At 71.5% G+C, this 21,858-nt stretch carries 22 protein-coding genes; 7 read left to right on the forward strand and 15 right to left on the reverse strand.

What is annotated here, in order from left to right; translation table 11 throughout:
- Positions 1–14: 14 nt before the first annotated feature.
- The 3 genes from ACVCAG_RS28805 to ACVCAG_RS28815 are packed head-to-tail and all read right to left on the reverse strand — an operon-like array spanning position 15 to position 2,886.
- Positions 15–821, reverse strand: a complete 807-nt coding sequence (locus ACVCAG_RS28805) for an STM4013/SEN3800 family hydrolase (protein WP_440086644.1) — start codon at positions 819–821, stop codon at positions 15–17.
- Positions 818–1,933: an STM4014 family protein gene (locus ACVCAG_RS28810; RefSeq protein WP_440086565.1), complete on the reverse strand. Its 1,116-nt coding sequence runs from the start codon at positions 1,931–1,933 to the stop codon at positions 818–820. The genes ACVCAG_RS28805 and ACVCAG_RS28810 overlap by 4 nt, the downstream gene beginning before the upstream one ends.
- On the reverse strand, positions 1,930–2,886 hold the full coding sequence (locus tag ACVCAG_RS28815) for an STM4015 family protein (protein ID WP_440086566.1): 957 nt from the start codon (positions 2,884–2,886) through the stop codon (positions 1,930–1,932). The genes ACVCAG_RS28810 and ACVCAG_RS28815 overlap by 4 nt, the downstream gene beginning before the upstream one ends.
- A gap of 231 nt (positions 2,887–3,117) precedes the next feature.
- Here ACVCAG_RS28815 and ACVCAG_RS28820 point away from each other — a divergent pair, with 231 nt between their 5' ends.
- Positions 3,118–4,545: a DHA2 family efflux MFS transporter permease subunit gene (locus tag ACVCAG_RS28820; protein ID WP_440086567.1), complete on the forward strand. Its 1,428-nt coding sequence runs from the start codon at positions 3,118–3,120 to the stop codon at positions 4,543–4,545.
- 3 nt (positions 4,546–4,548) lie between these two features.
- On the opposite strand, the gene ACVCAG_RS28825 is transcribed toward ACVCAG_RS28820, so the two are convergent.
- Positions 4,549–5,778: a cytochrome P450 gene (locus ACVCAG_RS28825; protein WP_447190622.1), complete on the reverse strand. Its 1,230-nt coding sequence runs from the start codon at positions 5,776–5,778 to the stop codon at positions 4,549–4,551.
- Positions 5,779–5,873: 95 nt separating this feature from the next.
- On the opposite strand from ACVCAG_RS28825, the gene ACVCAG_RS28830 reads away from it, so the two are divergent.
- Positions 5,874–7,295, forward strand: coding sequence for an FG-GAP repeat protein (locus ACVCAG_RS28830; protein WP_440086569.1), 1,422 nt, complete (start codon positions 5,874–5,876; stop codon positions 7,293–7,295).
- 144 nt (positions 7,296–7,439) lie between these two features.
- On the opposite strand, the gene ACVCAG_RS28835 is transcribed toward ACVCAG_RS28830, so the two are convergent.
- Positions 7,440–8,186 carry a TetR family transcriptional regulator gene (locus tag ACVCAG_RS28835; RefSeq protein ID WP_440086570.1) on the reverse strand — a complete coding sequence of 249 codons (747 nt, stop codon included), beginning with the start codon at positions 8,184–8,186 and terminating at the stop codon, positions 7,440–7,442.
- Positions 8,187–8,279: 93 nt separating this feature from the next.
- Between ACVCAG_RS28835 and ACVCAG_RS28840 the strand changes: the two genes are divergently transcribed.
- Both ACVCAG_RS28840 and ACVCAG_RS28845 read left to right on the forward strand, forming a co-directional pair.
- Positions 8,280–9,380, forward strand: a complete 1,101-nt coding sequence (locus ACVCAG_RS28840) for an amidohydrolase family protein (RefSeq protein WP_440086571.1) — start codon at positions 8,280–8,282, stop codon at positions 9,378–9,380.
- A 123-nt stretch (positions 9,381–9,503) separates the two neighbouring features.
- Entirely contained in the window at positions 9,504–10,718 is a 1,215-nt protein-coding gene (locus ACVCAG_RS28845) for an ROK family protein (RefSeq protein ID WP_440086572.1), read from the forward strand.
- 33 nt (positions 10,719–10,751) lie between these two features.
- Here the strand turns inward: ACVCAG_RS28845 and ACVCAG_RS28850 are convergent, their stop codons facing one another.
- The 3 genes from ACVCAG_RS28850 to ACVCAG_RS28860 form a co-directional block, all read right to left on the reverse strand.
- A complete protein-coding gene (locus ACVCAG_RS28850; RefSeq protein WP_440086574.1) occupies positions 10,752–11,291 on the reverse strand; it encodes a hypothetical protein in 540 nt (179 codons plus the stop codon).
- Between the two features lie 108 nt (positions 11,292–11,399).
- Positions 11,400–12,998, reverse strand: coding sequence for an alkaline phosphatase D family protein (locus tag ACVCAG_RS28855; protein ID WP_447190623.1), 1,599 nt, complete (start codon positions 12,996–12,998; stop codon positions 11,400–11,402).
- 165 nt (positions 12,999–13,163) lie between these two features.
- On the reverse strand, positions 13,164–13,997 hold the full coding sequence (locus tag ACVCAG_RS28860; protein WP_440086577.1) for a hypothetical protein: 834 nt from the start codon (positions 13,995–13,997) through the stop codon (positions 13,164–13,166).
- Between the two features lie 248 nt (positions 13,998–14,245).
- Here ACVCAG_RS28860 and arfB point away from each other — a divergent pair, with 248 nt between their 5' ends.
- Together arfB and ACVCAG_RS28870 are read left to right on the forward strand one after the other, a co-directional pair.
- Entirely contained in the window at positions 14,246–14,668 is a 423-nt protein-coding gene (gene arfB / locus ACVCAG_RS28865; protein WP_440086578.1) for an alternative ribosome rescue aminoacyl-tRNA hydrolase ArfB, read from the forward strand.
- 101 nt (positions 14,669–14,769) lie between these two features.
- Positions 14,770–15,213, forward strand: coding sequence for an NUDIX domain-containing protein (locus tag ACVCAG_RS28870; RefSeq protein WP_440086580.1), 444 nt, complete (start codon positions 14,770–14,772; stop codon positions 15,211–15,213).
- Positions 15,214–15,282: 69 nt separating this feature from the next.
- Here the strand turns inward: ACVCAG_RS28870 and ACVCAG_RS28875 are convergent, their stop codons facing one another.
- From ACVCAG_RS28875 to ACVCAG_RS28890, 4 genes are all read right to left on the reverse strand, one after another.
- Entirely contained in the window at positions 15,283–16,716 is a 1,434-nt protein-coding gene (locus ACVCAG_RS28875) for a glycosyltransferase family 39 protein (protein ID WP_447190624.1), read from the reverse strand.
- Positions 16,717–16,791: 75 nt separating this feature from the next.
- Entirely contained in the window at positions 16,792–17,364 is a 573-nt protein-coding gene (locus ACVCAG_RS28880) for a TIGR03086 family metal-binding protein (RefSeq protein ID WP_447190625.1), read from the reverse strand.
- Positions 17,351–17,833 (reverse strand): SRPBCC domain-containing protein, encoded by a 483-nt coding sequence (locus ACVCAG_RS28885; protein WP_440086586.1) that lies wholly within the window; start codon positions 17,831–17,833, stop codon positions 17,351–17,353. The genes ACVCAG_RS28880 and ACVCAG_RS28885 overlap by 14 nt, the downstream gene beginning before the upstream one ends.
- Positions 17,766–18,161 (reverse strand): metalloregulator ArsR/SmtB family transcription factor, encoded by a 396-nt coding sequence (locus tag ACVCAG_RS28890; RefSeq protein WP_440086588.1) that lies wholly within the window; start codon positions 18,159–18,161, stop codon positions 17,766–17,768. The genes ACVCAG_RS28885 and ACVCAG_RS28890 overlap by 68 nt, the downstream gene beginning before the upstream one ends.
- 201 nt (positions 18,162–18,362) lie before the next feature.
- On the opposite strand from ACVCAG_RS28890, the gene ACVCAG_RS28895 reads away from it, so the two are divergent.
- Positions 18,363–19,199 (forward strand): MBL fold metallo-hydrolase, encoded by an 837-nt coding sequence (locus ACVCAG_RS28895; protein WP_447190626.1) that lies wholly within the window; start codon positions 18,363–18,365, stop codon positions 19,197–19,199.
- Positions 19,200–19,237: 38 nt separating this feature from the next.
- Here the strand turns inward: ACVCAG_RS28895 and ACVCAG_RS28900 are convergent, their stop codons facing one another.
- From ACVCAG_RS28900 to ACVCAG_RS28910, 3 genes are all read right to left on the reverse strand, one after another.
- Positions 19,238–19,870 carry a hypothetical protein gene (locus ACVCAG_RS28900; RefSeq protein WP_447190627.1) on the reverse strand — a complete coding sequence of 211 codons (633 nt, stop codon included), beginning with the start codon at positions 19,868–19,870 and terminating at the stop codon, positions 19,238–19,240.
- Between the two features lie 114 nt (positions 19,871–19,984).
- Entirely contained in the window at positions 19,985–20,767 is a 783-nt protein-coding gene (locus ACVCAG_RS28905) for an HAD-IIA family hydrolase (RefSeq protein WP_447190628.1), read from the reverse strand.
- Between the two features lie 180 nt (positions 20,768–20,947).
- A complete protein-coding gene (locus ACVCAG_RS28910) occupies positions 20,948–21,847 on the reverse strand; it encodes a TIGR03619 family F420-dependent LLM class oxidoreductase (RefSeq protein WP_447190629.1) in 900 nt (299 codons plus the stop codon).
- Positions 21,848–21,858: the final 11 nt, after the last annotated feature.

Consider the following 21,858-nt stretch of genomic DNA (forward strand, 5'->3'; position numbering starts at 1 on the left):
GCCGGGACCCGCGCTCATCGCCATTGCCCCCGTTCCATCGTGAACTCCCCGTAGGGCACGGTCCAGACGACCTCGTGGCCGATCCTGTGCCCGGTGTACCCGTCTTCGCCGTAAGCGGTGCCGTGATCGGAACAGACGATCGCGAATCCCGGCCGCCGCTCGCTCATCAGCGCGAACAGCCTGCCGATGTGCCGGTCGACGTATTCGAGCGCGGCGGCCTGGCTCCGGCGGCTGTCGCCGTGCTCGCGGGTGGCCCCGGGCAGGTGGAACCAGTTGGGCTGGTGCAGCGCCGAGACGTTGACGAACAGGAAGACCGGCCGGTCGGCTCCCGCCACCGCCCGCTCCGCGCGGGCGATCTGCGCCTCGAACGAGGCGGGCGCGGTGACCCCGAACCCCGGCTCCCAGTGGCTCTCGGCGAACATCCCCGGCAGCGCGGACCCGAGCGGGGTCAGCTTGTTGAAGAACCCGACCCCTCCGACGCAGACCGTGTGGTAGCCCGCTCCCGCCAGCCCCGCGGGCAGGTCGGGGGCGTCGAACACCCAGGTGCCCGGGGCCGTGGTCTCGCTGCCGGGGAACGCGGCGGCGAACGGGCGGGGGTGCGGTCCCGGAGCGACGGGGGTCGGCAGGAAACCGGCGAGGATCGCGGCGTGCGCGGCGTAGGTGAAGCTTCCCGGGCTGTGGCGGCGCTCCCAGCGCCCGCCCGGCAGCGCCCGCGCCAGCGTGGGCAGCCGCCCGGCCGCCATCAGCTCCTCCGCCACGTCGTAACGGAGGGTGTCGAGCGTCACCAGCAGCAGGTCGTGGCTGCCCACCACCTCGTTCATGTCACGCACGGGGCCTCCCGTTCCCGCTCTCCCGCCGGGGCGTGCCGGGCGAGGATCGCGCGGACCTGGGCGCCGTAGGTGTCGAGGTCCTCGGCTCCGCCACCGGGCAGGCCCTCCAGCCGGGGAAGCAGGTCGCCGAACGCGTTGACCTCGGCCACCGCGAACTCCCGCCAGTCGACCCCGATCATCAGGTCGACCCCGACGGCCAGGCTTCCGGGGAAGCAGGCCGCCGCCCGCGCGCAGATCTCCAGGGCCCGCTCCCACCCCCGGGGGCCGAGCCCGGTCGTGACGGCGCCCAGATCACCCCGTACGCCACCGAGGTGGAGGTTGGTCATCGGCCCGCGGCCCGCGCGGACGACCGCGTGGGTGGGTGTGCCGTCCACGACGACCACCCTCAGGTCGATCGCGCGCCCGCCGAGGCTCGCCTTGGGAAACCAGCGCTCGACGTGGAGGCCGTCCCGGGCCAGCAGGTCGACGATCACCGCCAGATCGGGCTCGTCCTCGTAGCACCTGATCCGCAGGGAGTTGTGCAGCTCGCCGGAGGTCAACTCCGCCGAGGTCACCGCCCTGACCCGGCGGCCAGACGCGTGCAGGGCGATGATCCCGGAGGCCGACGAGCCGTGGGCCGGTTTGACGAACACCCGGCCCCAGCGGGCCTCTCCCATCCGCTCGCGCAGCTCGGCGTAGCCGCCGACCGGCCCGGCGAGGGCCGGCGGCACCGGCACCCCGGCCGCCGACAGCCTGGCGTGACAGCGCCGCTTGTCGAACATCACCGCCACGTCCTCGACGTCGGCGAGCAGCACGGCCCCCGGCGCCGCGGCCACGGCCCGGCGGACCCGGGCGGCCCCGGCGACGAACCCGGCGTGCCAGCGGGCGCCGCCGCCGATCCTGGACGGCTCGCCGGGGCCCCGCAGCAGCGCGTCCGCCTCGGCGTCCTCCCCCGGTGAGTCGATCCGTACGAGCGTCCCCGGCTCGATCCCGATCTCCTCGCCGCGCAGCACGGACGTCCACGGCACGACCGCGGGCTCGGCCAGCCCCTGCCGGGCGCAGGCGTCGGAGAACATGGTCACCCGCCGGTCGCCCGGCGTGCCGACGACGGTGAGGGCGGTCACTCGGCGACCGCGACGTAGCGCCACTCGCCGTCGGGCTCTTTCTGGTCGGACACGTCGAGCCGGACGCCGGAGCCGGAGAACGTCGTCGTGAGGCGCTCGACCATGGCGTCCGTCAGGTAGTGGTGGTGCAGGTCCAGGCGCTTGAGGTGGGTCAGGGGCTGCCCCGACAGCAGGGCCTCGGCGCCCTCGTCGGTGAGCACGCCCATCGACTGGGCGAGCGACTCCAGCCGGGCCACGACGGGGGCGACGGCGACGAGACCGGCCACCTCGTCCTGGATCTCGCTGTTCTGCAGCCCCAGATGCCTGAGCGCGGGCAGCCTCTCACCGGACAGGATGTTCTCCAGGTCGGCGGCGGTGGTCTCGCCGCCGTACTCGCTCGTACCGAGCCAGGCCTCCAGGTGTTCGAGCGCGGGGAACTCGCTCATGCCGACCCCCCTGACCACGGAGGCGGGCAGCCCGCCCGCCTCGAAGCGCAGCACCCTGAGGTGCTCGTGCCCGACCGGCCGCAGCTCCAGCCCCGTCCCGCCCCGGACCTCCAGCCGCTCCAGCAGCGGGAAGGCCTCCAGCAGCGGCGTGACGTCGCTCTGCTGGATCCAGGAGATCTCGCACTCCTCCTGCGGCATCGCGGCGAAGAAGAGCGAGCGCAGGGCGGGGAAGCGCGTCGCGCTCTCCGCCAGCAGCCGGACGGGACCCGACGCGTCCTTCTCGTAGGCCTCGCCCCAGCCTCCGACGATGAGCGCCCTGACCTCGGTGGTGTCGACGGTCTCGGCGAAGCGCGCGAAGTGCTCCTCGAAGGTCTCCTTGGCGTCGTAGACGCGGACCGAGACGCGCCACGCCGCCTCGCCGGCCGGGGGGTGGGGGGCGCCGGGGGGACGCAGGCTCACGATGGGCAGGCCCGCGTAGTCTCCGCGGTAGAGGCCGTCGACGTCGTCGTTGAACTCGGTGTGGTCCATCGGAGACTCCCCGTCAGGCTCGACTGTGAAAGGACCGTCCTACCAGAGGCGCGCGACACTTTCGGCCGCACTCCAGGGATCGCTCCCCCGATCCTTCCCGGAGCGCTTCCCGGATCCTCCGTGATCATTCTGAAAGCGCTTCCAGAACCGATCACGGGATACTTCCGGGAGCGCCCCCGTGAGGCCGGACGCCGGTCGGACCGGTCCGCGAGGTCGGCGATGATGAACGGCATGGACACTGGTCACATCCGTTTCGCCTCCGTGAAGGGCCGCTGGGTCCTTCTCACCACCGTGCTCGGCTCCGGCATGGCCATGCTGGACGGCACGGTCGTCAATGTGGCCCTGCCCTCGCTCGGCGCCGATCTCGGCGCCGACATGGCCGGCCTGCAGTGGACGGTCAACGCCTACACTCTCACTCTGGCGGGCCTGATCCTGCTCGGCGGATCGCTCGGCGACCGGTACGGCAGGCGCAAGGTCTTCCTGATCGGCGTCGTCTGGTTCGCCCTCGCGTCGGCCCTGTGCGGCCTGGCGCCCAACGTGGAGACGCTGATCGCGGCCCGCGCCCTGCAGGGCATCGGCGGTGCGCTGCTCACCCCGGGATCCCTCGCCATCATCCAGGCCTCCTTCGACCGCGGGGACCGGCCCAGGGCGATCGGGGCGTGGTCGGGCCTGGGCGGGATGGCCGCGGCCATCGGCCCGCTGCTCGGCGGGTGGCTGGTGGAGACGGCCGGATGGCGCTGGGTGTTCCTGATCAACCTGCCGCTCGCGGCGCTCGTCGTGGCGGTCGCCGTACGGCACGTCCCGGAGAGCAGGAACTCCTCGGCAGGCGGGCGGTTCGACGTCCTGGGCGCGGTGCTGGCGGCGCTGGCGCTGGCCGGGATCACCTACGGCCTGATCGACCTGGAGATCGTCCCGGTCGCGGCGGGCGTGCTGCTGGGCGCCGCGTTCGTCTGGCTGGAGATCAGGCGCTCGCCCGAGGCGCTCGTACCGGTCGAGGTCTTCTCCTCGAAGGTGTTCACCGCGGTCAACGTCGTCACCTTCATCATGTACGCCGCGATGGGCGTGGTGTTCTTCCTCCTGGTCGTCCAGCTGCAGGTGTCGGCGGGCTTCTCCCCGCTGGTGGCCGGGACCTCGATGATCCCGGTGACGATCCTGATGCTGCTGCTGTCGTCGCGCGCGGGCGAGCTGGCCAAGCGCCTCGGGCCCCGGCTGCCGATGACGGGCGGCATCCTGGTCTGCGCCGGGGCCCTGCTGCTGATGTCGCGGATCGGCCCCGGCTCGTCGTACGTGGTGGACGTGCTGCTTCCGGCGACCCTGTTCGGGCTGGGCCTGTCTGCGGCGGTCGCGCCGCTCACCGCGACGGTGCTGGCCACCGCCGCCGAGCGCCACGCGGGGGTGGCCAGCGGCGTCAACAACGCCGTCGCCAGGACAGGCGGGCTGCTCGCGGTGGCCGCGATCCCCCCGCTGGCCGGGCTCACCGGCGACGCCTTCGGCTCCCCCGAGATCTTCACCGCCGGATTCCACACGACGATGCTGATCAGCGCGGCGATGCTGGGCGTCGCGGCGCTGATCACCTTTCTCACCATCCGGGAGAACGTGCTGGTCCAGGAGGAGACGAAGCTGGGCTGCCCGGTGACGACCCCCCAGCCGGGCAGGTGAACCTCAGAAGGTGAACGCCTGGCTCCGGACGCTGTTGTCGAAGTTGGACACCAGCAGCTCGGGCTCGCCGACCGAGCGGATCTCCGGCAGCCGGGTGAACAGCGCGCGGAACATCGCCTTGATCTCCTGCCTGGCGAGGTTGGCGCCCAGGCAGAAGTGCGGCCCGGGGCCGCCGAAGCCCACATGGGGCTTGGTGTCGCGGGTGATGTCGAACCGGTCGGCGTCGGGGAAGACCGTCTCGTCGCGGTTGGCCGAGCCGTAGAAGAGCACGACCTTGTCGCCCGCCTTCAGGTGCAGGCCGCGCAGGTCGTAGTCCTCGGTGACGGTGCGGCGGAACTGCATGATGGGCGAGACGTAGCGGACCATCTCCTCGATCGCGCCGCCGATGTGCGCGTCGAAGTCGCCGGCCAGCAGGCTCCGCTGCTCGGGGTTGTCGGTCAGCAGCTTGATGCCGTGCGCCATGGTGTTGCGGGCCGTCTCGTTGCCCGCCACGAGCAGCAGCGTGAAGAACGACCCCAGCTCGCGGTCGGTCAGCCTCTCGCTGTCGACGTTGGCGGTGACGAGCGCCGAGACGAGGTCCCCCCGCGGCGCCCCCGCGCGCTCCTTGCCCAGGTTGATCACCAGGCGCTGCAGGGCGAGCAGCGCGAGCGTGTTCTGGGCGGCCATCCTGACGGTGTGCGCCAGGCTGGGCCGCACGCCGGAGTAGGCGGTGGAGATGTCGACGTGCTGGTGGACCTTGGCCCGCACGTCGTCGGGGACGCCCATCATGTCGCAGATGACGTGGATGGGCAGCTTGGCGGCCACCTGGCCGACGAAGTCACCGGGCCCCGAGACGATCACGTCGTCGACGATCCGCGCGCAGGCGGCGTCGATGTCGCCCTGCAGGTTGGCCAGCATCTTCGGGCTGAACGCGCGGGAGACGATGCGGCGCAGCCGGGCGTGCCGGGGGTCGTCCATGTTGACCATGGACTCGCCGAACACGTGCTTGACCCAGCCGGGCGGCTCGGGACTGGTCACTCCGGGCTCGCTGGAGAACACCTTGGCGTTGCGGCTGGCCTCCACCACGTCGGCGTGCCGGACCAGCGCGTAGAAACCCTTGCCCGAGCGGAGCAGCGGGACCCGCTTCTCCTCGAAGAACACCGGCTTGTCGAGATCCCGAAGCCGCGCGAACGCCTCATGCCGCTCCTTGAGCGGCCGCCGCCAGAATCCCAGGTCGGCCAGGTCGATTTCCATGTCGTCAATCCTGGCATGTTCTTTATGCGTACCGGCCACGTGGATTTCATGTCCCGGTGGGCCGCGTGTCCGAATCACCGGAAACCATGACAGGTATGAGAGCCTCGCTCCTCACCTCCGCGGTCCTCGCATTCCTGCTGGTCCCCGCCTCCCCCTTCCCGGCCCACGCCTCGGCCGCCGCCTGCTCCGGCGTCCCCTCCGACTTCGACGGCGACGGGCGGGCCGATCTCGCGGTCGCCGCTCCCTACACCCGCTCCGGCGGCCACGCCCGCGCGGGATCGGTCACCGTGCTGTACGGCATGCGCACCGCCGGGAAGCTGACCCAGGACGACCCCGGGGTGCCCGGCGAGGCCGAGACCGGGGACTCGTTCGGCTCGGCGCTGGCGACCGGCGACTTCGACGGCGACCGCTGCGCCGACCTGGCCGTGGGCGTCTCCGAGGAGGACCGCTCCCGGCCGGGAGAGGACGGCGACGGCGCCGTGCAGCTGTTCCACGGCTCGCCCGGCGGCCTGCGGCCCGGCAGGCTGATCGACGCCGCGGACCTGGGCCGCGAGCGCGAGCCTGGGCGGTTCGGTGCCGCGCTCGCGGCGGGGGACCTGGACGGCGACGGCGACGACGAGCTGGTGATCGGCGCTCCCGGGCTGGGCGGCGGCGCGGTCGGGGTGTACGGCCTCAAAGGGCGCAAGCCGCACATGATCACGCAGGAGACCGGCTGGGTGGGGCAGCGCGAACGCGAGACCGACCAGTTCGGCGCGGTGCTCGCCACCGGGGACTTCGACGGGAACGGCCGCGCCGAGATCGCCGTGGGCGCGCCCGCGGACACGCTGCTGAAGAACGGTCAGGGCTCGGTCACCGTCCTCGACGTCCGGCGCCGCAGGGCGACCGCGCTCACCCAGGACAGCCCCGGGATCGGCGGCCTCGCCGAGGTCTGGGACTTCTTCGGCACCGCCCTGACCACCGGCGACTTCGACGCCGACGGCCGCGACGACCTGGCGATCGGCGTGCCGGGCGAGGGGCTCAGCGACAACCAGCGGGCGATGGACTACGGCGACGGCACCGTGCACGTCGTCTACGGCTCCCGCTCGGGACTGCGTACGGCGGGCTCCGAGTCCTGGTCGCAGCGCTCCCTGAAGGGAGAGCCGCGCTACTTCGACCGCTTCGGCGCCGCCCTCGCCGCCGGGGACTTCAACGGCGACGGCGACGACGAGCTGGCGATCGGGGTGCCGGGCGAGAACGCCGTCCAGGTGCTCGCGGGGACCCGCTCCGGCGGCCTCACCAAGAACCACAACCTGCTGGTCACCGGTGAGGGCGGCGACTTCGGCGGGGCCCTGGCCACCGTCGCGGGCCGCGGCCTGGTCGTCGCCGCCCCGGGCGACGGCAGGCTCACCCTGCTGCGCGGGACCGTGCGGAAGGGCTCCTACCCGGGCATCCGCCCGTCGTCGGCGCGGTCCCTGGCCGGCGCCCCCAAGGAGACCCTGTTCGGCTACGCCTTCGCGGGCCCGCCCTCCCCGCGGTAGGCACCGGCCTCTCCAGCGGTGGAGACCGGAGCGGTAGCCCTGCCTGCGACGGCTCGCTGACCTCGGTGGCCGTTCGGTCGTCGCTCGGCCCTCGGGGGCGCGCCGGGGTGATGCCCTCGGCGAGAACGCGCGAGGAACGGCGTCTCAGCCGTCGGCGGCGAGGCGGTCCAGCCACTCGGTCAGCAGATGCTGTTCCGCGCTGCTGAGGATCGTCTGTTCGGGCAGCGCGGCGCGCAGGGCGCGGGCCGCGCCGGACGGGCCCGAGTCCTGTACGGCGGGCTCCCGGGTGGTCACGGCGGCGATCATGGATTCCCGGAGGGCGGTCAGCAGGGCCGGGTCGCGCCGGTCTTCGGGCAGGGTCAGCCAGGTGAGCACGGCACCGCGCGCCGTGGCGTGGATGAGCGTGACCGCGAGTTCCTCGTCGACGCGGAGCCAGCCGCCGACGGCGAGGCGCCGGATACGGCCCATCAGGATCTCCATGCCGGCCTTGAAGGCGGCCGACGTCTCTTTCGCGGGCTCGCTGTACATCAGCGTGTACAGGGCGGGATTGGCCAGGCCGAACTCGACCGCCAGGTCCCAGCCGGCCCTCAGGTCCTCGACGGGATGCCGCGGCTCCGGGTCGATGTGCTTGGTCTTGAGAAACGTGGCGAAGCCGTGCTCGGCCACCGCGTCGAGCAGCCCGTCCTTGTCGCCGAAGAGGCGGTAGATGGCCGGTGGTTGCACTCCGGCCGCGACCGCGACCGCGCGAGTGGTGACCGCGTCGCGCCCCTCGCGCGCCAGCAGGCCGGCGGCGGCCTCGATGATCCGCTGCCGGAGCTGCTCGCGGCCCAGGGCCGCGGTGTCGGATCCGGTGGCGGCCACGCCGTCCCCGCCTTGTGAACTCGATGCCATTTTCCAACGATACCGCACTAGTGGTTCCATCGATAATTCCGGTGATACGGTAAAAATGATTCCAATGGAAACATCAGGATGAAGGGGCATGGAATGCCGGACAAGATCAAGATCGTGGCACTCGAGGAACACGTCGCCCTGCCCTCACTGCTCGACGCGTGGGCCAGGGCGGGTGTGCCGCAAATCCCGCAGCTCGGCTTCGGCGACGAGCCCTTCGCGCGGCGGCTGCGGGACGTCGGACAGGCGCGTCTCGCCGACATGGACGACCAGGGCATCGATGTCGCGGTCCTGTCCCCGGCCTCGCCGGGCGTGCAGAACCTCGCGCCCGAAGACGCCGTCGGCGTGGCCCGCGAGGTCAACGACACGCTGGCCGAGATCGTCGCCGGGCGACCCGACCGTTTCCAGGCCTTCGCCGCCATCCCCACCGCGGCGCCCGAGGCCGCCGCGGCCGAGCTGGAACGCGCGGTGACCCGGCTCGGCCTCCCCGGTGCGATGCTGTACGGCCGCACGGGGGACAAACTGGCCGACGCCCCGGAATTCGACGACCTGTACGCCACGGCCGAGCGCCTCCGGGTGCCGCTGCACTTCCATCCCCAGACGCCGGTCCCCGAGGTCCTCAAGGCCTACTACTCGGGCTTCGACGCCGGAGCCGGGCCGGCCCGCGGTATCGGGATGGGACTCGCGACGGCGGGCCTGGGCTGGTACTACGACCTGGGTGTCCAGTATCTACGGATGATCTTCTCCGGCGTCTTCGACCGGCACCCCGGATTGCAGGTGATCGCAGGACACTGGGGCGAGGTCGTCCTGTTCTACCTCGACCACATCGGGGTCATGGCGCACAACGCCAAGCTGGAGCGCCCGCTCGCCGACTACTTCACGCGGAACTTCTGGGTCTGCGGCAGCGGCACGGTCAGCGAGCGCTACATGAGATGGACGTCGGAGGTCGTCGGAACCGAGCGCATGATGTACTCGACCGACTACCCCTACACCTTCGGGACCCGGCCCGGCGGATTCCCCTTCCTCGACACCGCCGGCGGGGTCGCCCGCTCGTTCCTCGAACAGGCACCCTTCACCCACGAGGAGAAGGCCGCGATCGGGTCCGGCAACTGGGAGAAACTGACCGGGCACGTCACGGCGGTCACGGCGCGCGGCGAGCACGACCCGGCTCGGCAGTCCGCCTCGACCAGCCGCTGACCACAACGATCGGCCGAGGCGCGTGGGGAGAGGCTCGGACCGGCCTGATCGACATGAGCCTCCACCACCGGCGGAAGGAGATCGCCGGCCGCTTGATTCACGTCGCTACCTAAGATGATGGGCATGTTCGACGTACAGCAGAGGACCGTTCGCGATCTACGCCGGGGGAATCGGGCGATCGTGCTGCGCGCCCTCTACTTCGAGGGACCCGCCAGCCGCCAGGAGCTGAGCGAGACCATCGGGCTCAGCCCCGCCACCGTGAGCAACGTGACGGGCGACCTGCTCGCGAGCGGGATCATCGTCGAGGCCGGTCTGGCGGACTCCGACGGGGGCAGGCCCCGGGTGCTGCTGCGGGTCAACACCACCCACGGCTACGCCGTCGGCGTCGACGTCGGCGAGACGCACGTGCGCGTCGAACTCTTCGACCTGGACATGAACCGGCAGGCCAAGGCCGAGTACCCGCTGCGCCCCGCCGGGCACGACGTCGACCAGGTCGTCCGCCACATCCTCGCGGGCATCGACGTGGTCCTCGGCGAGAGCGGCGTGCCCAGGGAGCGGGTGCTCGGCGTGGGGGTGGGGGTTCCGGGAGTCGTCGAGACGGGGCCCGACGCCCTGATCCACGCCCCGACCTTCGGGTGGGACGCGGTCCCGCTCGGCAGGCTGCTACGGGCGGGCACCGACCTGCCGCTCTTCGTGGACAACGGCGCCACGTCGATGGGACAGGCCGAGTTGTGGTTCGGCGTCGGGCGCAGGGCCAGGCACGCCGTGGTGGTGCTGATCGGCTCGGGGGTCGGGGCGAGCATCATCACCGACGGGGCCACCTACCTGGGGGCCAACAGCAGCGCCGGCGAGTGGGGTCACACGAAGATCATGATCGGCGGGCACCGGTGCCGCTGCGGCGGGGAGGGCTGCCTGGAGGCGTACGTGGGGGCCAGGGGCATCCTGGAACGCGCCGGGGTCTGGACGGAGGCCGTCGACGAGCAGGCCGAGCTGGCCGCGCTGGTGGCCGCGGGCTCCCCGGTCATCGACGAGACCGTCACCTACCTGGGCGTGGGGCTGGCCAACCTGATCAACCTGTTCAACCCCGAGCGGATCATCATCGGCGGCTGGGCCGGCGTGCTGCTCGGCGAGCACCTGCTGACGAGGATCAGGAAGGTCGTCGCGGACAACTGCCTGGCGCAGCCGTACAAGACGGTCTCCATCGGCCTGGGCCGCCTCGGCGTCGACTCGGTGGCGCTGGGCGCCGCCACCCTCGTGATCGAGGATCTCCTGCAGGCGAACCCGGTCGCGAGGCCGAACGGCGTCTCCCCGCGCCCCCGGAACCGGGCCGGGATCTGACCCCGGCTCCCGGGACGGGGGGCGGGCCCGGGGTCAGCGGATGCGCGTGCTGGCCTTGATCTTGCGGCCGATCTCCTTGCGGAGCTTGCGGATGTCGGCGTCCGCGTCGGACGTGGCGATCACGCCGAACGTGGCGGTGGCGGTGCCCCGGCGCGAGCCGGCCCAGGCCCGGATCCGCACGGTCGTCGAGTCGCCCCGGTCGAGGGAGGTGATCCAGCAGGACAGGCTGCGGCCCTTGACGGAGCATTTGACGCTGCGCGGCTTGGAGATCACCCGGATCTTGCGGAAGCGTTTCGAGAAGTCCCCGACGAGCGCCACGTAGTGCTGGCCGCGGGCCTTCCTGTTGCGGACCTTGACGGAGTAGACGAGGGATCCGCCCCGGTGGACGTGCTTGGGAAAGGTGATCACGTACCCGAAGTCGGAGGACGCCGCGGCGGCGGGCGCGACCGCGGGTGCGGCGGATGAAGCGGATAAGGCGGATCCGGCGGCTGTCGCGGGGGTCGGGGAGAGGAGGGTGCCGCCCAGCGCCGCGGCGAGTGCCGCGGCGGTGAGCCTCGTGGCGAGGGGACTCATAAGCGGCATCATCCAATAAATCTTCCAGAATTCCTCTCACGTTTCAGGTCAGGGCCGCCTGTCCGCCGGGACGTTTCAGGTCTGGGTCGCGCGCCCCGGCGACTCGTTTCAGGTCAGGGCCGCGTGCCCCGACGGCACGGTGAACCGGGCGCCGGTCTTGGCGGGGGCGCCGCGTCTGCTGATGTAGTCGAGCGTGCGGAAGTCGGCGTGCAGTTCCTCCGGGGTGACCCGGCAGACGATGTAGCCGCGCCGCTGGTCGAGGTAGGAGATGTGCGGGTTCTCCGCGACCGTCTCGGCGATCCGGCCCTCGTCCCGGTAGCCGTCGCCGTCGCTGGCGATCGAGGAGGTGACGAGTTCCACCGCCACGCGGGGCGAGTCGGGGTCGTCGAAGTCGAGCCTGAGGTCCGCCGCGTGGTGCATGTGCGCGTCACCGGTCAGCACGACCGGGTTGGAGGCGCCCGAGTCGCGGAAACCGGTCAGCAGGCGGGTGCGCTCGGCGGCGTAGCCGTCCCAGGAGTCCATGTTGACCTCGGTGCCCGGCCCGACCTTGGAGTCGCGCTGGGCCATCAGGATCTGCTGGCCGACCAGGTTCCAGCGGGCGTCCGAGCTCTCGAGGCCGTCCAGCAGCCAGCGCCGCTGGTCCTCGCCGAGCAGGGTACGGCCGGTCGCGAGCCGGTCGTCGCAACCGGACCTGAGCCCGTCCTCGCACGCCTGGTCGTCGCGGAACTGCCGGGTGTCGAGCAGGTGGAAACGGGCCAGCGGTCCCCAGTCGACCCGGCGGTGGACCCGCATCGACGCCCCGCCGGGCACGCTCGTCCTGCGCAGCGGCATGTTCTCGTAGTACGCCTGGAAGGCGTTGGCCCTGCGCCGGGCGAACGCCGGGGCGCCGGAGCTGGAGACGTCCCCCGCCCAGTTGTTCTCGATCTCGTGGTCGTCGAAGGCCACCAGCCACGGTGCGACCGCGTGTGCCGCCTGCAGGTCGGGGTCGCTCTTGTACTGCGCGTGGCGCATCCGGTAGTCGGCCAGCGTGGCGCACTTGCCCCCGGTGTGCTGCCGGACGCTCCCGCCCAGCGCCGTGTATCCCTGGGGGGCGTACTCGTACATGTAGTCGCCCAGGTGCACGACCAGCTCCGGGTCCTGCTCGGCCAGCCTCCGGTACGCCGTGTAGAAGCCGTGCTCGTAGTGGGCGCAGGCGGCGACGGCGAAGGTCAGCGAGGACGTTGAGGACGCTGAGGACACAGCAGACACGGCGGACACGGCGGACATGGCGGACGGGGCCGTACGGGTGCGTCCGGTCGGCGACAGGTGGCCTTCGGCGCGGAAGCGGTAGAAGTACTCCCGGCCGGGCTCCAGCCCGTCGATCTCGACGTGGACGCTGTGCGCCCGCTTCCAGCGCGCGCTCTCGGTGCCCTCGCGGACCACCTTGGAGAACCGCTCGTCGGTGGCGAGCTGCCATTCGACGTCCACGTCCCTGACCGGCATGCCACCCCGGCCGTTCGAGCCGAGCGGGTCGAGGGCGAGCCTGGTCCACAGCACGACGCCGTCCTGCGACGGGTCGCCGGAGGCGATGCCGAGGGTGAACGGGTCACGGGCGAGGGTCCGGGAGGGAATCCGGGAGGGGCCGAGCCCCGCCCCGGTCAGCAACAGGCCGCCCGCACCCGCGGCGGCGACGGAAAGGAACACTCTGCGTGACGGCTTCTGCTCCACGCCATCAGTGCATCCGCTCCAGCTTTCCTCGCCGTGGCCTGCGAATCAAGGCGAGATGAACAGCCGCCGCACAGACGAGTTCCTTACCCACGGTGATTGAACAACGGCCGACCTCCGGGCGACATCACGGCGAAGGACCGGCCTCCCGCCGGTGACCGCGGCGGGTCAGCTCAGGTAGGGCTTGAGGTGCGGGGTGAGGGCGCCGCAGCCCAGGTATTTCTCCACGGTGTGGAAGTCGATCCAGTCGAGATCGACCAGGGCCTCCTGGTCCACCCCGGTGAAGCAGGCCCTCAGGCCCGGCGGGATCGCCGCGATGTCGTCCTTGTCGGCGATGTTGACCCACCGCTTGACCTTGCGGGGGCGCTCGCCCCAGCCGTTGACCGGGGCGGGCATCAGGCGCTCGAAGATCACGTTGCGCATGCCGAGCGGGCTGCCGAGGGTGATCAGCAGGTCGACCTCCAGGTCGGGGTTGGCCCAGAGCGTCTCGTACGTCACCACGCTGCCCAGCGAGTGCGCGATCACCACCTTGGGGCGGTTCCGCCTGATCACCTCGGCCACGGCCGCCCGGCACTTCGCGCGCGTCTCACCCCCGGCGGCCAGGTAGGCGGCGACCTCGGGGCAGAAGAACGCGGCGAAGTCGGCGGCGTTGACCTCCAGCCGGTCCAGCAGCCAGCCGGTCATCCGGTGCAGGGCGCCGGTCAGCCCCTCCCCCACCGTGTCGAGCTGCTTGGCCCAGGCGACGAAGACCTCCTGGGCGCCGACGTCCATGCTCCGCACGGCGCGCACGGAGTCGTTCTTGCTCTCGCCCAGCAGGTGGGCGTAGTAGGCGATCTCGGTGACGTAGCGCTCCTTGGCGTGCGGCCTGCCGCCGGTCAGGCCCTTGTGCAGGTAGCGGTCCCACTTGTCGCGCATCGCGAGGGCGGCGCCGCTGACCGAGTTACCCGCGTCGCGGTAGTAGCGGTACTTGCCGATACCGTGCACGCCGACGATCGTGTCCATGCGCCCCCGCCTCCTGCTTCGGATGCCCTGCCATCGCGGATGTTTGACCGCATGTGCCTTCGGGCAGATGTGTGCCCCCGGGCAACTGTGGCGGAAGGGAACCCCACGCCACAAGGCCGATACGGCTCCGGCCGCGACTCGAAAATCATCAATTGGCACCAAAGCGGGCATAAAACCATTTGATCCACGCTCATGACTCCTCGGTACCCTGGAGACACGCACACCCCCGTGAGAAGGAAGTCACCGCCATGCCCGGTCCGCTCCAGATCAGCGGCTCGGTCTCGGTCCCCGAGGCCGAGCTCGGCTGGCGGTTCTCCCGCTCCTCCGGCCCCGGCGGCCAGGGGGTCAACACCACCGACAGCCGGGTCGAGCTCAGCTTCGACCTGGCCGCCACCGAGACGCTGGGCCCCGTCTTCAAGGCCCGCGCCCTCGAACGCCTCGGTTCCCGCCTGGTGAACGGGGTGATCACCATCGCCGCCTCGGAGTTCCGCTCCCAGCTGCGCAACCGCGAGGCCGCCGAGATGCGCCTGGCCCAGATCCTGCGCGAGGCGATCGCCCCGCCGCCCAAGAAGCGCCGCCCGACCAAACCGAGCAGGGGCGCGGTCGAGCGGCGGATCGCCGCCAAGAAGCAGCGTTCCGACCTCAAGCGGCTGCGCAGGGACCACCACTAGAGCCTCGTTTCCACCCCCCGGGGGGCCCGTGCCGTACGGAAATCCCGGATCCCCGGGCCCGGATGAGGGTCGTGCCGCCGGAGCGGTGACACAATGGCCCCATGTCTGCCGTGCCGAGCGTCCGCGCCGTTCTCCTCGACGACGACCAGCTGGTGGTGTTCCGGCGCACGGTTCCCGGCAAGGAGCTCTACTGGTCCATTCCCGGCGGCCACGTCGAGCCCGAGGACGCCTCCCTGGAGCACACCCTGCACCGCGAGGTCATGGAGGAGCTGGGCGCCGTCGTCTCCGGTGTCACCCCGCTGACCACCCTGGAGTGCCTGCGCGACGAGGGGGTCAAGACCCAGCACGTCTACGGCTGCCGCCTGGTCTCGATGGACCCCGCGCTGCGCTGCGGCCCGGAGTTCGACGACCCGGCCCGCGGCGAGTACGAGGTGGTGCGGCTCCCGCTCGACCCGGCCGAGATCTCCGCCATCAACATCGTCCCCCCGGAACTCGGCGCCTACCTCGCCGGCGCGGTCACCCGCCTGCCCGCTCTGATCGCCTGACCCTCGGCGCCCGGAGTCCCCGAGGTCCCCGAAGTCCCCGGAGGCCTCGGAGGCCGGGATTCCCCGGGATCAGCGCCGCTTGCGGACGTAGAGGCCGAACCACGAGTAGCCGAAGTCCTCGGTGGACTCCAGCGTGAAGTCGCGGTTGGCCATCAGGGCCAGATAGCGCTCGTCGTCCTCCACGAAGTCCCTGCTCTTGTGCTTCCTGCCGCCGGTGACCAGCCAGACGCGCTCGACACCTTCCAGCGCGGCCGTGAACTGCGCGGCGGTCCTCGGCGTGCGCCGGCCGGGAGCGTGGGTGAGGTCGCGCAGGTTCCGGTACGCGTCCTCGTACACGGCGGCGAACAGACGCCTGTTCTCCCCCACGTAGAGCACGGCGTCGCCGGGACGCTGCCTGGCCAGCAGCGTGGCCGCCATGTCGCGCAGGTTGTCGGGCCGCCTGTCCGGCTCGCGGATCGTCAGGTGCGTCGGGACGGTCAGCGCGGCGACGAGGACCAGCCCGATCCAGCCCAGGGCCCGGGGCCGTAGGGCGCTCAGGCCCGCTCCCGCCAGCAGCGCCATCGCGGGGACGGCGAAGAGCACGTATCTCGGGTTGAAGACGGGATGGACGATGGAGATCGCCATGGACACGAACGGCAGCAGCGCCCAGGGCAGCGCGACCGCCGTCAGCCGCCCGCCGGCGAACGTCCCGAGGAGCATGAGGGCGACCAGGAGCAGCGCCACCCCCACGGTGCCCGCCACCTCCTCGCCGAACCAGGCGACGTCGGTGAGCTTCGACGGCTTCAACCACGACAGCTGTGCCTCGCGCTGACCGGCGGCCAGGAGCGCGAGCGGGGCGATCCCGGCCACGGCCACGACCAGCGCCCCGGCGAACCGCGCCACATCGGGCCGGGACGGCGACGGCGCGCGGTACCGGCACAGCAGCACCGTCACCACGTGCGCGAGGACCAGGAGCAGCGCGTAGACGTGGAACCAGCCGAGCAGCACCAGGCAGGCCCCGTAGGCCAGATACCACCGGCGGCCCGATCGCCGCGTCGCCTCGACCAGCACCCAGGTGGCCAGGACGGCCACCGCCGTCACGATCGCGTAGCTGCGCACCTCCTGGGCGTACCGGCTCACCATCGGCAGCGCGACGTAGAGCAGTCCGGCGAGAAGGCCCGCTCCCGGGGTGGCGAGCCTCCTGCCCAGGACCGTGATGCCGTACGCGGCGGCGGCCGTGGCGACGACCGAGGGCAGGCGCATGGCCAGCTCGCCGGTCGAGAACGCGGCGACCGGCCGGAGCAGGAGGTAGTAGAGCGCGTGCACCCGGTCGATGCTGTCGAGCAGGTGCCACAGGTCGCCGATGGGCATCGCGGCGGCCAGCGTGCTGACCGACTCGTCGCGCCAGAACGAGGGCGTGGTGATGCCCCAGAGCCCGATCAGCATCGCCGCCACCGCCGGTACCGCCTCCGGCAGGCGGGACCGCTCACGGGGCCGGGCCCGGTCTTTTTCCGCAACACCCATCACATCGCGCTATTTCACACCATGAACGCGACCGATGCGACGGCACGGCGCGGCGTCAGGACCACCGGCCCGATCTCACCGCGCCGACCAGAACGGGTCCCGGCCGATGAAACCCAGCAGCCTGGTCTGGACGTCCGCGTCGCCGGGCACCTCGACTCGGGCGCCGTACTGGCCGGAGGAGCGGATGGCCTGCTCCATCTGCTCCATCTCGCCGAGGAGCCGGGCACAGAGATCGAGGTCCAGCCGGTCGTCCTGGCCGGTGGCCCGGGAGAGGTCCCAGGTGTGCATGAACACGTCGGCGGTGTAGAAGCGGTCGATCGCGCTATCCAGAGGCAGGCGGCCGATGTGCCGGTTGGTGAGCTCCCGGTGCGCCGTCTCCGGATCGTCCAGCACCGCCTGCACGCCGTCGCGGTGAACCTGCCACGCGACGACCGGGTTCTCGTCCACCGACGGTCCGCGGGGCAGGTCGATGCCGGCACCGGAGGCGAGGAACCCGGGGAACCATCCGGTCAGGTGCCGCACGACGTCGCGAGCGGTCCAGCCGTCGACCGGGGACGGCGCGTCCCAGGACCTGGTACCGCGGACCCGGTCCGTGAACAGCCCGGCGACCTGCCGGTGCCGCTCCGCCGGGCGGTCAGACAGCGCCATCGACGGCCATCCTCTCCAGCTTCGCGTACCCCTCCTCGACACCGACCTCCATGCCGGAGCGCAGCCACGCGTCGCGGCCTTCGAAGCTGTCGACCAGCGACTGTGTCCGCAGCCGCGTACGGCCGTCGCCCAGGTCCTCCAACCACAACGTCGTCAGCATGACTCCGTCGGGTTCGCCCTCGAACGTGAAGGTCTGCACGATACGGTCCGGCCGCACCTCGTGGAAGCAGCCGTGGAACCCGTACTCCGCGCCGTCGTGCGCCGAGACGTACCGCCAGCTGCCGCCGGTGGAGGCGTCCCAGTGCTCGATCCGGACGGCCGTGGCGTCGGGCCCCACCCACTGGGCGAACACCACGGGATCGGTGTGGGCACGGAAGAGCTGCCCGGGTGTCGCCACGAAGTCACGCGTCATCCGGATGACCGGCAGCCTCGGGTCGGCTTCGATGACCGTCTGTGCGGTCCTGTTCATGCTCGTCTCCCTTCATCGCCTTCAGGACGGCGTCAAGGCGGCGGTAGCGCCGCTCGGCGCGGGCCCGGTAGCGCTCGATCCAGGTGTCCATCAGGTCGAAGACCTGGGCTTCCAGGTGCACCGAACGGGGCTGCGGCCCCCGCGGCCGGCTGACGAGCCCGGCGTCCTCGAGCACCCGCAGGTGCTTGTAGACGGCCTGCAGCGTCATCCGGTACGGCTCGGCCAGCTGGCTCACGGTCGCGTCGCCCTCCGAGAGCCGGGCCACCATGTCGCGCCGGGTCGGATCCGCGAGGGCGGCGAAGACCTGGGACAGCGCGTCCGTGGTCATCGATCCTCCCAGTTTCAACCCAATGGTTTAAAGGACGGTAGACCGTAGATCACCCCCTCGTCAACCTCCTGGTTGAAAGTCCTGCTCACTGCCGTACGCCGGCTGTGGCTCATACACTTCGCCCATAGTGCTTGCAATCTGCCACCGCCAGGTATTACCTTCTCGAAAGCGGTTGCAAACCACAAGCGGAAGGAACCACCCGTGCTGAGGCAGGTCGCGGAGGGTGTGCTGGTCCACGAGAGCGAGTTCTGCCAGAGCAACGCCGTCGTCGTGCACGGCCGGGCCGGCGTGTTGCTCATCGACCCAGGGGTGCAGGACCACGAAATGGCCTGCCTCGCGGACGACCTGTCCGATTCGGGCCAGACCGTTGCGGCAGGCTTCTCGACGCATCCGGATTGGGATCACCTGCTCTGGCACCCCCGGCTCGGCGCGGCCCCTCGTTACGGCACGGCCCGCTGCGCGGCCACCGTCCGGGATCAGCTGTCCGACCCGGGTGCGAAGGACGACATCGCCGCCCACCTGCTCGAGACGGAGATCGCGGGGCAGGTCCCGCTGGACCTGCTCGGCCTCATCACCGCCCTGCCCGCCGAGACGGCGCGGATTCCATGGGACGGCCCTCAAGTCCGGATCATCGAGCATCAGGCGCACGCACCGGGCCACGCGGCGCTGTTCATCGAAGAACGCGGGGTTCTCGTCGCCGGCGACATGCTCTCCGATGTCCTGGTCCCGATGCTCGACCTGAACGACACCGCCGACCCGATCGAGGACTACCTCGCGGCGCTGCGGCTGCTGGAGGGCGTGGCGGGCGACGTCGATGTCGTCGTCCCCGGCCACGGGTCGGTCGGCGGAGCCGATCAGGTACGCGCACGGATCGAGCGGGATCGGGCGTACGTGCTCGCCCTGCGCGAGGGCGATGTTCCCGATGACCCTCGGGTCGGCCCGTCGGCCAAGCCCGGCTGGGAGTGGGTGAGCGATGTGCACGACGGGCAGGCCCAGCGCCTCGCCCGGAGAGGCGAGCGCGACAGGACGCCCGGCTAGGTACTGTTCCGTGGCTCAGATGATCCACGGAACAGGTCCTAGACGCGGCGATCCTCCATCTCCCACAGGTGGTCGACGACGTGCCAGGCGATCCGGCGGGCGGCGTAGCGGACGGGCCAGCCGCCGGGGACCGGCGGGCTGCCGTCGGAGGGCCGGGACAGCACCTCGACGAGGTCGGCGCGCATCGCCACCAGGGCCGAGGGCTCGCGGATGGGCTTGTAGCGGACCCCGATCTTGCGAGCGTAGGCGCGCTCGGCGTTGACGACGTGGGCGGCCATCTTGTCGCGGTCCCTGCCACCGCCGCGCGGGCCCTTGCGCAACTCCTCCGGCGAGGTGGCGGTGGTCTCGGCGAAGAGCTCCCAGGCCGCCCCGAGCAGCGCGACGGTCCGGCCCGCCTCGGCCTCGTCCACCGGCTCGGCGTCGAGCGAGGGAATCGCCTCGATGGCCCCGAAGTCCGTGGTGGTGCCGCCCTTGGCCCGCTCCACCACCACCGGGTCCTCGGGCTCGAAGGCCAGTCCGGCCCGCTCCGCGACCACCCGGTAGCGCGGCGCGTACGTCATCAGCGCCTCCAGCGCCGCCTCCTCGGATCCGCCGATCCGGCACCACCCCGGCCACTCCACCGAGCAGGCGAAGACCTTCTTCTGGCCGATCTCCAGGTAAACACGTGTCATGGGCGACAGCGTGGCACCCATACCTGACAGTCCACGGCAGGTACGTCCCCGGGGAACCCGGGAACGTACCTGCCAAGGTCTTGAGGTGACACCTCCCGCCAGGCGGGAGACGCCCTAGTCGATCAAGTCGATCAGGTCGGCGACCGAGTCGACCACCATGGACGGGCGGAACGGGTAGCGATCGATCTGGTCCCTGCTGACGACCCCGCTGAGCACCAGGATCGTGTGCAGCCCGGCCTCCATGCCGGAGACGATGTCGGTGTCCATCCGGTCACCGATCATCGCGGTGCTCTCACTGTGGCCGTCGATGGCCCGCAGCGCGCTGCGCATCATCATCGGGTTGGGCTTGCCCACGAAGTAGGGCTCCACCCCGGTCGCCTTGGTGATCATCGCGGCGACCGCGCCGCAGGCGGGCAGCGACCCCTCGTTCGACGGGCCGACCGGGTCGGGGTTGGTGGCGATGAACCGGGCACCGCCCTCGATGAGCCGGATCGCCCGGGTGATCTGGGTGAAGCTGTACGTGCGGGTCTCGCCGAGGACCACGTAGTCGGGGGCGATGTCGGTCAGGACGTAGCCGATCTCGTGCAGGGAGGTGGTCAGCCCCGCCTCCCCCACCACGTACGCCGAGCCGCCGGGACGCTGGCCGTCCAGGAACCTGGCCGTGGCCAGCGCGGAGGTCCAGATCGACTCCGGCGGGATCTCCAGTCCGGCCGCGCGCAGCCGTACGGCCAGGTCGCGCGGGGTGTATATCGAGTTGTTGGTCAGCACCAGGAACCGCTTGCCCGACTCGCGCAGGCGTCGGATGAACTCGTCGGCACCGGGCACCGGGTGTCCTTCGTGGACGAGGACCCCGTCCATGTCCGACAGCCAGCACTCGATCGGCTTGCGCTCGTCCACCGTTCTCCTCTGTTCCCGCCGGGTACGTACCGGAACAAGGATGACAGGGCCGGTTCGGTCACGTGCCATCAGACCCGTACATCCACGGGGAAGGCCGGCCGGGCGGAGCCTCCGGCGCACCGCGTGGCCCGCCGGGTCCGTTCGCCGGCCGCCTCCCGGCACCTCGAAGCGCACGCCCGATCAGGGCGCGAGCGCCTCCAGTGCCGCCTCCGCCCTGCGCATCGACTCCCCGGGGTCGGCGTCGGGCGACCCGATCTCCGGGTCGAAGTTGAGGTCGTGGAAGACGTCGGTGACCCCCCTGGCCGCGAGCTCGTCGACGTCGCGCCGGATCTCCTCGAACGAGCCGGTCAGCGGTTCGCGCCCGGCCGCTCCCGGGGGGCGGACGCGGGTGACGCCCCGGGTGACGAAGCGCAGCGCCTCGGGGTCGCGCCCGGCGGCGCGAGCCGCCTCCTTGACGACGGAGATCTTCTCGCCGATGCCGTCGAGGTCCTCGCGGCTCGAACTGATCCAGCCGTCCGCCAGCCGCCCCGCGCGTCTCAGCGCCACCTCGGCGGCACCGCCCAGCAGGATCGGCGGCACGACGGACGGTCGGGGATCCTGCTGCACCGGGGGCAGCTCGTAGAACTCGCCCTTGTGCTCCACGGTCTCCTCCGTCCACAGGCGCCGCAGCAGCGGGACGTACTCCTCCGCACGCCGCCCGCGCCGCTCGAACGACACCCCGGAGGCGGCGAACTCCTCGGGCAGCCACCCCAGGCCGAGTCCCGCGTCCAGCCGCCCGCCGGAGACCGCCTGCAGGCTCGCGAGCTGCTTGGCCATCAGCGCGGGCGAGGCGAACGGCATGTTGAGCACCGCCACCCCCAGCCGGACGCGGCTCGTCAGGCCCGCCAGGTAGGCGAGCGTGACCACCGGGTCGTGCACGCTGCGGTAGGTCGGGCCCATGGCGTGGCCCCGCGGGTGGAGCAGGCGCTGGAAGGTCCACAGCTCGTGGTAGCCGAGCTCCTCGGCGCCCCGGGCGATCCGCGCCATGTTCTCCGGCGTCGCCCAGGACCCCGACACCGGCACCGCGAAACCGATCCTCATACCTCGCACTT

Source organism: Streptosporangium sp. G12, from assembly GCF_052983175.1.

What these genes read in the sequence shown, in the direction of transcription:
- ACVCAG_RS28805 (WP_440086644.1), bottom strand. Translation starts at nt 821, where the DNA reads ATGAACGAGGTGGTGGGCAGCCACGACCTGCTGCTGGTGACGCTCGAC.
- ACVCAG_RS28815 (WP_440086566.1), bottom strand. Translation starts at nt 2,886, where the DNA reads ATGGACCACACCGAGTTCAACGACGACGTCGACGGCCTCTACCGCGGA.
- ACVCAG_RS28820 (WP_440086567.1), top strand. Translation starts at nt 3,118, where the DNA reads ATGGACACTGGTCACATCCGTTTCGCCTCCGTGAAGGGCCGCTGGGTC.
- ACVCAG_RS28825 (WP_447190622.1), bottom strand. Translation starts at nt 5,778, where the DNA reads ATGGAAATCGACCTGGCCGACCTGGGATTCTGGCGGCGGCCGCTCAAG.
- ACVCAG_RS28830 (WP_440086569.1), top strand. Translation starts at nt 5,874, where the DNA reads ATGAGAGCCTCGCTCCTCACCTCCGCGGTCCTCGCATTCCTGCTGGTC.
- ACVCAG_RS28835 (WP_440086570.1), bottom strand. Translation starts at nt 8,186, where the DNA reads ATGGCATCGAGTTCACAAGGCGGGGACGGCGTGGCCGCCACCGGATCC.
- ACVCAG_RS28840 (WP_440086571.1), top strand. Translation starts at nt 8,280, where the DNA reads ATGCCGGACAAGATCAAGATCGTGGCACTCGAGGAACACGTCGCCCTG.
- ACVCAG_RS28845 (WP_440086572.1), top strand. Translation starts at nt 9,504, where the DNA reads ATGTTCGACGTACAGCAGAGGACCGTTCGCGATCTACGCCGGGGGAAT.
- ACVCAG_RS28850 (WP_440086574.1), bottom strand. Translation starts at nt 11,291, where the DNA reads ATGAGTCCCCTCGCCACGAGGCTCACCGCCGCGGCACTCGCCGCGGCG.
- ACVCAG_RS28860 (WP_440086577.1), bottom strand. Translation starts at nt 13,997, where the DNA reads ATGGACACGATCGTCGGCGTGCACGGTATCGGCAAGTACCGCTACTAC.
- arfB (WP_440086578.1), top strand. Translation starts at nt 14,246, where the DNA reads ATGCCCGGTCCGCTCCAGATCAGCGGCTCGGTCTCGGTCCCCGAGGCC.
- ACVCAG_RS28870 (WP_440086580.1), top strand. Translation starts at nt 14,770, where the DNA reads ATGTCTGCCGTGCCGAGCGTCCGCGCCGTTCTCCTCGACGACGACCAG.
- ACVCAG_RS28875 (WP_447190624.1), bottom strand. Translation starts at nt 16,716, where the DNA reads ATGGGTGTTGCGGAAAAAGACCGGGCCCGGCCCCGTGAGCGGTCCCGC.
- ACVCAG_RS28880 (WP_447190625.1), bottom strand. Translation starts at nt 17,364, where the DNA reads ATGGCGCTGTCTGACCGCCCGGCGGAGCGGCACCGGCAGGTCGCCGGG.
- ACVCAG_RS28885 (WP_440086586.1), bottom strand. Translation starts at nt 17,833, where the DNA reads ATGAACAGGACCGCACAGACGGTCATCGAAGCCGACCCGAGGCTGCCG.
- ACVCAG_RS28890 (WP_440086588.1), bottom strand. Translation starts at nt 18,161, where the DNA reads ATGACCACGGACGCGCTGTCCCAGGTCTTCGCCGCCCTCGCGGATCCG.
- ACVCAG_RS28900 (WP_447190627.1), bottom strand. Translation starts at nt 19,870, where the DNA reads ATGACACGTGTTTACCTGGAGATCGGCCAGAAGAAGGTCTTCGCCTGC.
- ACVCAG_RS28910 (WP_447190629.1), bottom strand. Translation starts at nt 21,847, where the DNA reads ATGAGGATCGGTTTCGCGGTGCCGGTGTCGGGGTCCTGGGCGACGCCG.